Origin of the sequence: Sphingomonas psychrotolerans, assembly GCF_002796605.1 — a bacterium.
Classification (GTDB): Bacteria; Pseudomonadota; Alphaproteobacteria; order Sphingomonadales; family Sphingomonadaceae; genus Sphingomonas; species Sphingomonas psychrotolerans.
On record NZ_CP024923.1, the window covers coordinates 2,623,351 to 2,636,009 of the forward strand.

The 12,659-nt window shown below is 64.9% G+C and carries 10 protein-coding genes and 1 pseudogene; 10 read left to right on the forward strand and 1 reads right to left on the reverse strand.

Translation table 11 applies throughout. The features are described from left to right. Positions 1–10: 10 nt before the first annotated feature. Complete coding sequence (locus CVN68_RS11835; RefSeq protein ID WP_233503315.1) at positions 11–1,924, reverse strand: hypothetical protein; 1,914 nt, start codon at positions 1,922–1,924, stop codon at positions 11–13. Between the two features lie 1,278 nt (positions 1,925–3,202). Here CVN68_RS11835 and CVN68_RS11845 point away from each other — a divergent pair. From CVN68_RS11845 to CVN68_RS11890, 10 genes and pseudogenes are all read left to right on the forward strand, one after another. Continuing rightward, on the forward strand, positions 3,203–3,487 hold the full coding sequence (locus tag CVN68_RS11845; protein WP_233503711.1) for a TrbC/VirB2 family protein: 285 nt from the start codon (positions 3,203–3,205) through the stop codon (positions 3,485–3,487). A 1-nt stretch (position 3,488) separates the two neighbouring features. Continuing rightward, complete coding sequence (locus tag CVN68_RS11850) at positions 3,489–3,773, forward strand: type IV secretion system protein VirB3 (protein ID WP_100282388.1); 285 nt, start codon at positions 3,489–3,491, stop codon at positions 3,771–3,773. Continuing rightward, a complete protein-coding gene (locus tag CVN68_RS11855; protein ID WP_100282389.1) occupies positions 3,752–6,106 on the forward strand; it encodes a VirB4 family type IV secretion/conjugal transfer ATPase in 2,355 nt (784 codons plus the stop codon). Before CVN68_RS11850 ends, CVN68_RS11855 begins: the two co-directional genes overlap by 22 nt. After that, positions 6,103–7,344 carry a type IV secretion system protein gene (locus tag CVN68_RS11860; protein WP_100282390.1) on the forward strand — a complete coding sequence of 414 codons (1,242 nt, stop codon included), beginning with the start codon at positions 6,103–6,105 and terminating at the stop codon, positions 7,342–7,344. Before CVN68_RS11855 ends, CVN68_RS11860 begins: the two co-directional genes overlap by 4 nt. Beyond that, complete coding sequence (locus CVN68_RS11865; RefSeq protein ID WP_100282391.1) at positions 7,341–8,135, forward strand: virB8 family protein; 795 nt, start codon at positions 7,341–7,343, stop codon at positions 8,133–8,135. The genes CVN68_RS11860 and CVN68_RS11865 overlap by 4 nt, the downstream gene beginning before the upstream one ends. Further along, positions 8,132–8,821 carry a TrbG/VirB9 family P-type conjugative transfer protein gene (locus CVN68_RS11870; protein ID WP_100282392.1) on the forward strand — a complete coding sequence of 230 codons (690 nt, stop codon included), beginning with the start codon at positions 8,132–8,134 and terminating at the stop codon, positions 8,819–8,821. The genes CVN68_RS11865 and CVN68_RS11870 overlap by 4 nt, the downstream gene beginning before the upstream one ends. Continuing rightward, positions 8,821–9,906, forward strand: coding sequence for a TrbI/VirB10 family protein (locus CVN68_RS23965; protein ID WP_233503316.1), 1,086 nt, complete (start codon positions 8,821–8,823; stop codon positions 9,904–9,906). The genes CVN68_RS11870 and CVN68_RS23965 overlap by 1 nt, the downstream gene beginning before the upstream one ends. Further along, a pseudogene (gene virB11 / locus CVN68_RS11880) lies at positions 9,903–10,890 on the forward strand (P-type DNA transfer ATPase VirB11). Before CVN68_RS23965 ends, virB11 begins: the two are co-directional and overlap by 4 nt. Further along, positions 10,887–11,285 (forward strand): TrbC/VirB2 family protein, encoded by a 399-nt coding sequence (locus tag CVN68_RS11885; RefSeq protein ID WP_100282393.1) that lies wholly within the window; start codon positions 10,887–10,889, stop codon positions 11,283–11,285. Before virB11 ends, CVN68_RS11885 begins: the two are co-directional and overlap by 4 nt. 401 nt (positions 11,286–11,686) lie before the next feature. Continuing rightward, the gene (locus tag CVN68_RS11890; RefSeq protein WP_100282394.1) at positions 11,687–12,388 is read left to right on the forward strand and encodes a hypothetical protein; all 702 of its coding nucleotides are present in this window, start codon (positions 11,687–11,689) and stop codon (positions 12,386–12,388) included. Positions 12,389–12,659: the final 271 nt, after the last annotated feature.

A 12,659-nucleotide genomic window follows, 5' to 3' on the forward strand; every position in this document is an offset into this window, starting at 1 on the left:
TGCATCCCCCTTACTGGCATTGCGCCAGAGCCGCGCGAGGGCTGGTCTCGGCAATCCTGTTCCCCGTGACGTCATACTGGTAGCAACTGCGCAGGCTTACGCCGTCCGCCGTCTCGACCTTGCCACGTAGCAAGAGGTTGTTCGGGCCGGCGTCGGGACCGTAGTCGTAGGTGGTCACCACCTCGTCGCTGGCGCCTGTGGCACAGCCGGCATTCGTCGTAGCGCCATTGCGGCAAGTATGAACCTCGCTAAGCAACCACACGGAAGTCGCGGACGGCACATACCCGCCTGCCCCGTTGCTGATCCAGGCACGACGCTGCGAATAGACATAGCGATTTAGCGGCGACAAACCGCCTACCCCCGGCCCCATTTCGGTTAGCACGCCCCCGTGGGCAGCGTCGTATGTGTAGCGGCTGATATTGCCGTTGGCGTCAGTGACAGTTTGTGGCTTATTGCATATCAAATAGTTAGTACAATCATAGGTTGCGGACATCGTAATATCCGGCAGCCCCGCCCCGATTTTGGGATGGACAGTCACCTTTGTGAGATTATGCGATACGCCATATTCGAACTCCCGCCGGATGCCGGAGGGCTCGACGGAGGCAATGCGGTCGCTGACCACGCTACACGTGCCGACATGGCCGATCTGATCATAGCGACAATATTCGAACCGTGATTCGCGATCGAGCTCGTCCCTAATCAGCTCAGGCCCCGGCGTGATGTCGTAGCTAAAGTCGATCGTGCCGGGGTTGTGCCGATAGGCGCCGTATTTGACGGTAACCTTGCGGCTCTCGTTGTCCACATAATATCCACCCGCGGGAAGATTGCCTTTGGCCTCTCCCGCGAAGTTTGGATCAATGTCCCACACATAGCTGTACGAACGCCCATCGGCGAAGGACTGATAGCTCACCACTCCCTGCGCGTTCATCACGTTAGTGACCACGGGTTGAGCGGATCCCGCCACGTAAATCTGGCCGAGGCCGTTCATCGTCGTCGCGTTGCCGGATTGGTCCGTGAAGCCGGTTAGGACGCCATTGGCGTAGTTGTAAGTGGCGCTCGGCGCGTCGGCTGGGCAGGAAGACGACGATGCCGCGGGCTGCGCTCGAGTCGCCAGATTGATGACGCAAGCTCTAGTAACGAACTTGGGCTGTGCCGCCAGGCCATAGTCGAACAGAATAGCGTATCCCAGGCTGCTTGTTACCGAGCGAAGCCTGGAGGTTCCGGCTTGCGGCATACTCTCATAGCCAAACTGATAGCGCGTGCCGTCCGGCCTCGTCATGTCGGAGACGTAAACGCACTCTCCGCCGCAGTCCCCCGCGAAGGACATTCGCCTGAAGTTGAATATCGATCCTTCCTCATCTCGGAATTGATAGAGGTCTGGCACTAGCTCGGTTCCGCCCCGTGGCGTGGGGGACTGGTGGCTTTCGACGATCGATACATAAGCACGCGAGATCACCGATTGCTCAAGGAAGCTGCCTTGGTAGCTACCTTTGCGGAAGCTGATTGCACTGGCCCCGACATGAACCGTGGTGAGATAATCGTATTCGCTAATATATTGCGCCTCTGGGATCGCAACTCTTCGCTGGGTTAGCGTAATCAGCCAATTGTGGATCAAATAGTTTCCGAAAGCGAATTCGGGTTGGCCGCGCTGAGTCGTCCCAATCCGCTCAAGCGCCATGCCCTTATCGCCGCCGATCGACAGGTCGGCGTGCCTATAGGCGAACCGACCGGTGCGCATGTCGACACCCCCGGGGCTGACCATCAGTTTCTCTGCCGGAAGCGGCACCGCTTCGGCGATGCCGCCCCCGCCGCCACCGCCCACGCTGTTCACCCCCGCGTCTGGCTCCGCTTCAACCCGATCCTGTGCGAATGCCGTCGCCGGCGCATTGCCCGTTGCCGCACATGCCAGCAGGGCGAACGTCATCTTCCTGGTGCCCATTCTAAACATGTACCGCATAACCGAACGAAGCCCCCATCATATCACGTGAATCAGTGAGTTAATCCGATAGGCGTGATCGAAGATCAAAATCCCCCGAGCATCAGCTGTCACCCCATATTGTCACCACGGCATTGACTTTTGTGACATCAACTAGTCACACGCCTTCCAAATCAGAGACATCACTTTCCTAGCGCCACGTCGCTTCGAGACGGCAACATTGCGTATACATTGAACTCACCGCGCATAGGCTTGAACGACGTTATTTATACACGCGGCCGCCAACGAGGACCAGGAGAGCGCATTCAGCGTAGCTCATCGTAAGTGTGCTATGCCTCACGCAGACGCTGCTTTCGCGCCTGAAACTAACAGAAACAATCTTCATTATAGAATGTCACGTTCGTGAAATCTCTCGCAAAGGTGGCATTTCCCGATGTAATTACCCACACTATCTTCAGTTGAAGCGGGTCACCCGCCGGAATGGTTCCCGGATACGGACTTACTCGCACAGTCCTCTTTGTGCCGCTGGTTGAGTTATCATTCGGATCAAATGGGGCCGACGTTAAATGCCAACCGGAATCGTAACCGCCTCCGCCGCTGACGTATTGCGTCGTGAAACTGACGCTGATGGGAGTCGAGCACGCGCCAGATCGCACCAAGGCGGGGTAGACTGAGGCCTCACCGGAACTTTCATAGTTGTAGCTTTCTGCGGTCAGAATACAGCCCCCGCCTCCGCCTCCCTGCGTGACGGAATAACGAGACCGATTGCCCGATGCATCGAACTGTGCGGTCGAGGTCGTGCCCGCATTGGGGCCGCCGGAGACCGTGACCTGGATAAGCCTACCTAAAGCGTCATAAGTATAGGTTGAGGCCTCTTGGGCCACCGCTGGTGATATCCAGCCTCCAATCAATGCCACTGTCGCGCCCAACGCCGGCTGGCTAATAACACCGCGCCACAACTGCAATAATACTTTCATCCCCGCCCCCAGCAAGCCCACGCACACGGAGCGGGTATCAGAATCGATGATTAAGCGTCCATTGTTACGGGGCAGAAGTCAACAGCGAAAAATATAGAACATCGCTTATCTCAAGTCGAAAACTATTACTGTTATATTACGATTGTCTGACATCTAAAATCGGCCCAAGGCGCGGTGACGAGAACATCGTCGGCATTGGCAAATAGGAAAAATGCCAGCACATGGGGGTCTCGAATCGGGGGGGCACACCGTGAAACATCAATTGGCGTGGCTAAAACGCGCTTTTCTCGTGGCGGCGCTCGTGTTGCCCCATGCAGTGAGTGCGCAAGAGGGCCTCGCTGATCCCGCGGGATCGGGCGTGATCGTGTCCGCGGTGCGCTGGCTCGAGGGGACGTTGCTGGGAACGGTCGCAACCGTCGTGGCGGTGATCGCGGTCGCCACGGTGGGGCTGTTGATGCTCACCGGCCGGATCAACTGGCGCTATGGCGCAACGGTTATCCTGGGCTGCTTCATCCTGTTCGGCGCTGCCAGCATCGTCGCCGGGATCCAGTCGACCGCGCAACTGGGACAATAGGATGAACGGTCTCGAGCAAGACCAGTTGTTCGTCGCGCTCACGCGTCCGCAGATGTTCGCGGGCGTCACCTACAGCTATTTCATCGCCAATGCGGTCATCGCGACCGAATTGTTCCTGATCTTCAAGTCGCCCTGGGCAGTCGTGGTGGCGCTCGCCATTCATTTCGCGGGCGTGATCCTCTGCCTGCGCGAGCCGCGCTTCTTCGATCTGTGGCTGACCCGGCTCGGCCGCTGCCCGCGGGTACGCAACTATGCGATCTGGCGATGCAACTCCTACCGGCCCTGACCAGCGATCCCGGGGTCGTGCGGCGCGAGGCGCCGGCCGGGCGCCATTTGCCTTATGCCCGGCACGTCGACGATCGCACGATCGAGACGCGCGACGGGCTGCTGATGCAGGTGCTCCACCTGCGCGGCCTGTTGTTCGAGACCGCCGACACCGATGAGATCAACTATCGCAAGCGGCTGCGCGATGCGATGCTCCAGTCGATCGGGTCGTCGCGCTTCGCAGTCTACAGCCATGTCGTCCGGCGGCGCGTCGATGCGGGGCTGACCGCCGATTTCCCCGACGCCTTTTCGGCCCGGCTTGACGCGACGTGGAACGCGCGGCTCGCGCAGAAAAAATTGTACGTCAACGACCTGTTTCTGACCCTCGTCCGGCGCCCGTTGCCGGGTCGCATCGGCCTTCTCGACCGGCTGCGCGGCGGCACGACGGAGGCGAGCACCGGACATGAATTGCGCCAGCTCGACGTCGCCCGCGATGCGCTGCTCGCGGCTTTGGGCAGCTACGACCCGCGGCTGCTCGGCGTCTATCAGACGCCGCAGGGCACCTGTTCGGAACCGCTCGAATTCCTGTCGTCGCTGTACAATGGCGAGGTGCGGCCAGTGCTGCTGCCGCTGCAGGATCTCGGCGCCTATCTGCCCTATCGCCGGGTGAGCTTCGGCCAGGAGACGGTCGAGCTCGGCCCGACGGGCACGCTGGCGCGCAGCTTCACCGGGCTCATCTCGATCAAGGACTATCCCGGTCAGACCGCGCCCGGCATGCTCGACGAGCTGCTGCGGCTGCCGTTCGAGCTGACCGTCGCGCAGAGCTTCGGCTTCGTCGAACGGCAGGCGGCGCTGTCGAAGATGAACCTCGCGCTCCGGCGGATGCGCTCGGCCGAGGACGAGGCAGTGAGCCTGCGCGCCGACCTGTCCGGCGCCAAGGACGATGTTGCCGCCGGCCGCGCCGGTTTCGGCGAGCATCACATGACGATCGCGGTGCAGGGCGGCACGCCGGCCCAGGTCGACGAAGGCGTCGCCGAGGTCCAGGCGGTGCTCGCCGATATGGGGATCATCGCGGTTCGGGAGGAGATCGCCCTCGAGCCGGCGTTCTGGGCGCAATTCCCCGGCAATTTCAAATATATCGCACGGCGCGGCCTGATCTCGACGAGCAATTTCGCGGGGTTCGCCAGCGGCCACAATCTGCCGCAGGGGCGTGCCGCCGGCAATCACTGGGGCGATGCGGTGACTCTGCTCGAGACCACCGCCGCGGGTCCCTATTATTTCAATTTCCACCAGGGCGATCTCGGCAATTTCACGGTGATCGGGCCGTCGGGATCGGGCAAGACCGTGGTGCTCAACTTCCTCCTCGCCCAGGCGCGCAAATTCGCCCCGCGGATCATCTTCTTCGACAAGGACCGCGGCGCCGAGCTATTTCTGCGCGCGATCGGCGGCCGCTACGATCTGCTGCGCCCCGGCACGCCTTCGGGCCTCAACCCGCTGCAGATCGACGACAATCCCGCCAACCGCCAGTTCCTGATCGACTGGATCGCATTGCTGGCGGGCGGCGCCGACATCGAAGAGATTGCGCGGATCAAGGACGCGATCGACGCCAATTTCGGCCAGCCGATCGAGCAAAGGCGCCTGCGCCACCTCGCCGAACTGTTCCGTGGCGGCCACCGTCCGCATGGCGCCGATTTGTGGGCGCGGCTGCGCCCGTGGTGGGGCGAAGGCGAACGCGCCTGGCTTTTCGACAACGAAAGCGACGAGACCGATCTCACCGCCGACACGGTCGGCTTCGACATGACCCAGATCCTCGACGATCCGGCGATGCGCACCCCGGCGATGATGTATCTCTTCCACCGGGTCGAGGAGCGGCTCGACGGCACTGCGGCGATCATCGTGGTCGACGAGGGCTGGAAGGCGCTCGACGACGACGTCTTCGTCCGGCGGATCAAGGATTGGGAAAAGACGATCCGCAAAAGGAACGGCATCGTCGGCTTCGCCACCCAGAGCGCGCAGGACGCGCTCGAGAGCCGCATCGCCAGCGCGATCATCGAACAGGCCGCGACCCAGATCTTCATGGCCAACCCGAAGGCGCGCGCCGACGATTATGTCCACGGCTTCGGCCTGACGCCGCACGAGTTCGAGCTGATCCGCACGCTTCCTGACAATGCCCATTGCTTCCTGATCAAGCATGGCAACGAGAGCGTCGTCGCCCGGCTCAACCTGACCGGCGAGCGCGACCTGCTCACCATCCTGTCGGGGCGCGAACGCACCGTCCGGCTGCTCGACGACATCCGCGCCACCAGCGGCGACGATCCGGCGGACTGGCTGCCGCGCCTGCTGGAAGTGGCATGAGCATTCCCTGCCCCGGCGTGGTCGACGACGCGTTCCTCCAGAGCGTGCTCGGCTTTGTCGACTGCCAGGCCCAGACGCTCGGCGCTGCCGGCTATCAGGCGCTGTCGGCGCCAGGATCGCCGCTGTCGCTGTTTCTCACCGGGCTGCTCACTCTGTTCGTTGCGTTCGTCGGCTATCGCATGCTGCTGGGCGAAACGCCGGGGATGCGCGACGGCGTACTCGCTCTGGTCAAAGTCGGCATCGTGCTGGCGATGGCGACCAGCTGGCCGGCCTATCGGACCCTGCTCTACGACACCGTCTTCCATGGACCCGCCGAACTGGTCTCCAGCGTTGGCGCGCCGGCCGGCCTCCCCGGCACGACCGGCGGCATGGCCACGCGACTCGAGCTCGTCGATCAGGCCTTGCTCGCACTTGGGCGACTGGAGATCGCCGCCGTCAACACGACCGGCGAGATCCGCGTCGTCGACGGCCGCGAAGTCGTGGTGCCGCCGCCTCAGCGCGATCCGCAGACCATCTTCGGCCCGACTGCATTGGGCACCGCACGCTGGGTGTTCCTGACCGCCACCATCGCCGCCTTCGCCTCGGTCCGGCTACTCGCCGGCCTGCTGCTCGCGCTCGGCCCCTTCTTCGTAGCCTTCCTGCTGTTCGAGGCGACGCGCGGCCTGTTCGACGGGTGGATACGCGCGCTCGCTGCGGCGATGCTTGGCGCAGTGGCCGCGACGTTGCTGCTCGCGGTCGAGCTTGCCTTGCTCGAACCGTGGCTGACGGAGCTGATCGCGCGGCGCGAGGCGACCTTGCCGATCGGCGGCGCGCCGACCGAGCTGTTGGCGGTGACTTCCGCCTTCGCGCTGGCATTGGTCGCCGGGCTCGGCATGGCGGCGCGACTGGCCGTCGCCTTCCGCCTGCCGCCGCGCTGGCGGACCGTGCCGGCACAGATCATCGCCGATCTTCGCGCCGACAGTCGCGCCCGCGCGCCGCTCGCCGAACGCCACGCGCACACCCCCGCCGAGCAATTGTCGCGCGCCGCCGCGGTGGCCGAGGCCGTGGCGCATAGCCAGCGCCGTGAGGCAGCGGCTGCCGGTACCGGGGTCGGCGGCATCCCGGCGCAGGCTGCGATCAAGACCGCCACCGGGCGCGACATGCCGGCGGCGGCGCCGGCACCGCTCGGCCAGAGCCACCGCCGTCGAACCCAGAGCCGGGTCTCCGCGGGTGCGGCGCGAAGGGACAGCAACGCATGAAGAACAAGGCGCGCGAAGCGCTCGACGCTTATTATCGCGAGGCCGGGAGCTGGGCGGAGGACCGGCAAACGACCTTGCGTGCCTCGCGCCGCGCCGCGTGGATCGTTGCAGCCATCGCCACTGCGGTCGCGCTGATGCTCGCGCTCGCGCTGCTGCTCCTGATGCCGCTCAAGACGGTCGAGCCCTATACGTTGCTCGTCGACAAGCAGACCGGCTTCGTCCAGGCGCTCAAGCCGCTCGACCCGCAGCAGGTGAGTGGCAACACCGCACTCACCCAAAGCTTCCTCGTCCAATATGTCATCGCGCGCGAGAGCTTCGACATCTCCGCCGTACAGGCCAATTACCGCAAGGTCTCCTTGTGGTCGCAGGGCGACGCGCGCACGGCCTATGTCGCGAGTGTCCAGGCTTCCAACCCGGACAGCCCGTTGGCCAGGCTCCCCCGCAGCACGGTGATCGAGACGCGCGTGAAGAGCGTGTCGCCGCTCGGCCAGAACGCGGCTTTGGTCCGCTTCGACACGATCCGGCGCGATGCGGGCGGCCGCACCGAGCCGCCGCGGGCCTGGGTATCGGTGATCCGCTATCGTTACGCGGGCGAGCCGATGAGTCTCGAGGATCGCTTCGTGAACCCGCTGGGCTTCGAAGTGACGCGCTATCAGCGCAACGCCGAAGCCCCGCCGCCCCCCGAACCCGGCCCGACCGCGATGCCGCAGCCCCGCGCGACTCTGGCCCCGCTCGCGCCCGCGACTCCGCAGCCGGCGCCGCGTCCCGCCCGGCCCGAGGTGGAGTTGTGAGACGGTGGTTGGTCATCGCGCTGATCTTCGCGCCCGCGGCTGCACTGGCGCAGTCCGCATTGCCCCCGCTCCCGCCCAATCCGCGCTTCCAGTCGGTCGAATATAGTCCGGACACGGTGTTCACCCTGCGCGCGGCGCCAGGCTATCAGGTGGTGGTGGAGCTCGCCCCGGACGAGCGCATCGAGAATGTCGCGGTCGGCGACAGCGGCGCGTGGCAAGTCACGGCCAATCGCCGCGGCGATCGCCTGTTCGTCAAGGCAGTGCAGCAAGGAGTGACGACCAACATGACGGTGGTCACCGATGCGCGGCTCTATTCATTCGAGCTGGTGCCGCTGCCCGGGCCGACGCTCGACATGGCCTATGCCCTGCGCTTTCGCTATCCCGATCCGTCACCCGATCCGGCGAAGACCGCCGCCGAGACCGAAACCGGTCGCTACAAGATGCGCGGCAGCGAGGCGCTGATCCCGAGCGGCATGCACGACGACGGCACCCATACCTATATCGAATGGCCGCCGGGTCGCACACTGCCGGCGATCTATGCCGTCAACGACGCGGGCAAGGAGACGCTGGTCAACGGCATGATGCGCGAGGGCCGGATGGTGATCGACAGCGTCCAGCAGAAGCTGATCTTCCGCATCGACGACCGCAAGGCGACCGCCGTGCGCGTCGCGGCCGGGGGCCGCTGATGGCGACGGCACCTTCCACCGACCCCCGCACGGCCAGCGAAGCCACTGTCCTTCCGGCAGTCGCGCGGCCGCGATCGGGACCGCCGGTCTGGGCGATCATGCTCGGCGTCGCGCTGGTCGGGCTGCTGCTGTTCGTCGCGCTCGACGCCCGGCGCCGGTCACTGACGGCGCCCGCGGTGCGCGCGCGCTCCGCCGACCTCGTCACCACGCCGGCGCCCCCGCCCGCTTTATATGTTCCCCCCGAGCCCGCGCCGCCACCGCCCGTCATTCAGCCGGTGACGGTGGTGCAGCCGGCCCCGACGTACCGGGCCCCACCCCCGCCATCGCCGCAAGTCATCTACGTCCCCCAGCCGACGGCCGCGCCGGCACCCGCGCCGTTGCCGCCGCGGCGCGCGACGACCGAACCGGCGCTGGTGATCGACACCACCGGCCCCGCGCCGGCCGGCCCCAATGCGCAGGGCGGACCGCAAGTCCAGATGTCGCCGCTCGGCAATCCAGGCGGCAGCCTCGCCGGCGCGCGTGCCGGCGCCGGCGTGCTGGCCAATCGCGCGACGACGGTGCCGCAGGGCACGTTGATCCCCGCAGTGCTCGAGACCGCGCTCGATTCGACGCGGCCGGGGCTCGCCCGCGCGATCGTCTCACGCGACGTTCGCGGCTTCGACGGCAACCGGGTGCTCATCCCGCGCGGCAGCCGGCTGATCGGCGAATATCGCTCGGACGCCGAAGCCGGCCAGAACCGCATGCTGGTCAACTGGATCCGGCTGATCCGCCCCGACGGCGCGACGATCGCGATCGGCTCGCCGGCAGGCGATACGCTCGGACGCGGCGGCATCCGGGCCAGCGTGAACACCCATTTCTTCGAGCGCTTCGCAGGGGCGATTCTGCAATCCGCGCTCGACGTGGGCGTCAATCTCGCCTCGCGCTCGGTGGATTCCTCCGTCGTCCTCCTCCCAGGCGGCGGGCTTCAGGGCGGGGTGATGCGCTTTCCCAATCAAATCCGGCCGACGCTCAAGGTCAAGGCGGCGACCAGCATCTCGATCTTCGTCGCGCGCGACCTCGACTTCACTGGCGTCGAGACGCGATGACCAAGGTCGCGGCTGAGAGCGAGGAGCCGGTCTATCTCCGCTCCTATCTCGCGCCGCTGGCCGGCATGCTCGCGCGCTCCGACGTGACCGACATTTACGTCAACCGCGCGCACGAAATCTGGGTAGAGACGCTGGGCGGCGCGATAGAGCGCCACGACGCGCCGGCGCTGGGCAGCGCGACGCTCGAGCGGCTCTCCCGCCAGATCGCCGCGCTCTCGCATCAAGGCATCAGCCGCGAGCACCCCTTGCTTTCCGCCAGCCTGCCCGACGGCGCACGCGTGCAAATCGCCGCGCCGCCGGCGACGCGTGGACCGATGGCGATCGCTATCCGCAAACGTCTCCTCCGATCTCTCGCTGGATGATTATGTCACAGCGGGCGCCTTCGATTCGACGCGAGATGCAGCCGAGCGCGACGCGGCAGGGGAACGGCTCGCGGCAATGCTCAAAGCCGGCGACATTGCCGGAATGCTCGCCACCGCAGTGCGTGCGCGCAAGAACATCCTCGTCTCGGGCGGCACCTCCACCGGCAAGACCACCTTCCTCAACGCACTGATCCGCGAGATCCCCGCGGAGGAGCGGCTGATCCTGATCGAGGACACCCCCGAGCTCCAGCAGCACCACGACAATCTGGTCGGGCTGGTCGCGGTGCGCGGGGCCTTGGGCGAGGCCCGAGTGAGCGCCACGGATCTGCTCGCCGCTTCGCTGCGCATGCGCCCCGATCGCATCATTCTCGGCGAGCTACGCGGCGAGGAGGCGTATGCCTTCCTGCGCGCGGTCAACACCGGCCACCCGGGGTCGATGACGTCGGTCCATGCGGATTCCGCGGAGCGTGCCATCGAGCAGATCGTGTTGCTGGTGCTCCAGGCTGGGACCCAGCTCGGCCGGGAAGACGTACGGCACTACGTCCGCAGCACGGTGGATGTATTCGTTCATCTGTCGCGCACCGGCGGAAAGCGTCGTGTGTCGGAGGTGACGCTTGCATGACCAGCCAGGCATTTGCGATCTTCGTCTCTCCCTCACTGGCCGACCCCGTCGAGCCAGGTCCGCTTTTGGAAGCAGTGACGTGGCTTGAGGGAACCGCATTGGGAACAGTTGCGACCACGGTCGGGGTCCTGGTCGTGGCCGGCATCGGGCTTTCCATGCTCGCCGGCCGCATCCATTGGCGCAAGGGTCTGACCGTCGTCATCGGTTGCTTCGTCTTGTTTGGCGCGCGCGGAATAGCGGGCGGTATTTTGGGCATGGTTCGAGGCAGGTCAGCCACCGTAGAGGTTCGACAGGCGGAGGCTACACTGTCGCCCCTCACGTCGATTCCCAAAGCGCCGGCACCTCCTGTACCAGCTTATGATCCGTACGCCGGCGCCTCAGTACCCCCGCGCTGACCCACGAGAACCGGCCAAGAAATGCGGAATCGTTAGACCAAAACCGGAGGGTGCGAGACTTCGGTATGGTGAGGGACGGAGCTACGATTGCGAAGCGCGGGAGGAATCCAAGATTTTGCTCTATTGTTTGATTTACCGTATGAATATCTTGACCCTCTGACGGCTGCCCCACACTTTTCTCCACACTCGGCGTGAGATTTAACGGAACGTGGCGGCACAGCTCGCGCCCGCTAGGCGCCAAACCCTGCCCGTCTGAGCACCCTTCCGCTCCCCAATACCTGCGGTCGGTTCAAGTTCGAGCCGCGAGCGCTGAACCGGATGTGGGGGAGGCAGGAAGCTGCCGTTCGCGACCCCGGGGAAACCGGCTAGGCAGTCTTGATACGCCGTGTCATCCTAGGGGCATGATCGGACGTGCTTCTATCGCCGCGGCACTTGTTATTGGCTTGGTGGCGCCCTCGGCCGCACAGGATGGTCCATCTTACGACTTCCGGGAACGCACTCGCGCGCTCGCATTCAACCCGCTTCTCTTTTTCCCCGAACGGTCCGAACCGACGATGTCCGTCCGCTACCTGGGGGACGATTACGGCTTTCCGGTTTACGCGATTGCAGTTCGCAGGGGCTGCACCGAAGTCGACCAAGGCGAGGCACGACGAACATGCGGCGAGCGACTGGTGGCCCGGATGGTCCGCGCACCCTTCGAAGGTGTGCCGCCGAGGCCGCGGGCCCGCGGGCAACGGCTATTCGCTGCCATTGCACAAGCGAAGCCGCAAAGCGACGACGCGCTAATCCGGTTGCTCGACAAATCCGGACTGGAGTGGCTCGAGGCCGATGTCCGCAAATGCCCAACGGCGATGGCTCATCTCGCCACCGGTCGAGACCTTAAGTTCTCATCGGCAATAAATCAGACCGATCAGCCACCCGAGATCGTGCTGCACGCTGACACGGTAGCGTTCGAGATTGGCGAGTACCTGACCAGGTCGCGCTACGAAGGCTGGCTGAAGCCGGGCAGTCCGGGAGAGTGGGCGAACGACTTTGCAGCGAGCCTGGAGACGTGCTGGAGGCCTTCCACGGCGGTCGTGCCTTGGCGGGTGGTCAAAAAATAGCTTCAGCCGCGGTGGCGGCGATCCACATATCATTCACGCGGCTGGTCACCGCAATGGGGGTTCGCATTAAACGTCAGCGCGCCGAAAACCTGCCGGTCCACGACCGGCCCAGTTCCAGCCGTTCAGTGCGCCGGGCGCTGCGATGACAGCTATTGGGCCGAAAGCGGAGCGGCAGCTTTCTGGAGCCGGAGATGGGAAAGCGGCCGTTCGCGCCGACATCTTCCCACGTCCATCCGAAGTCAGTGCATGCGCGCGCGCTTTCCCATTACGG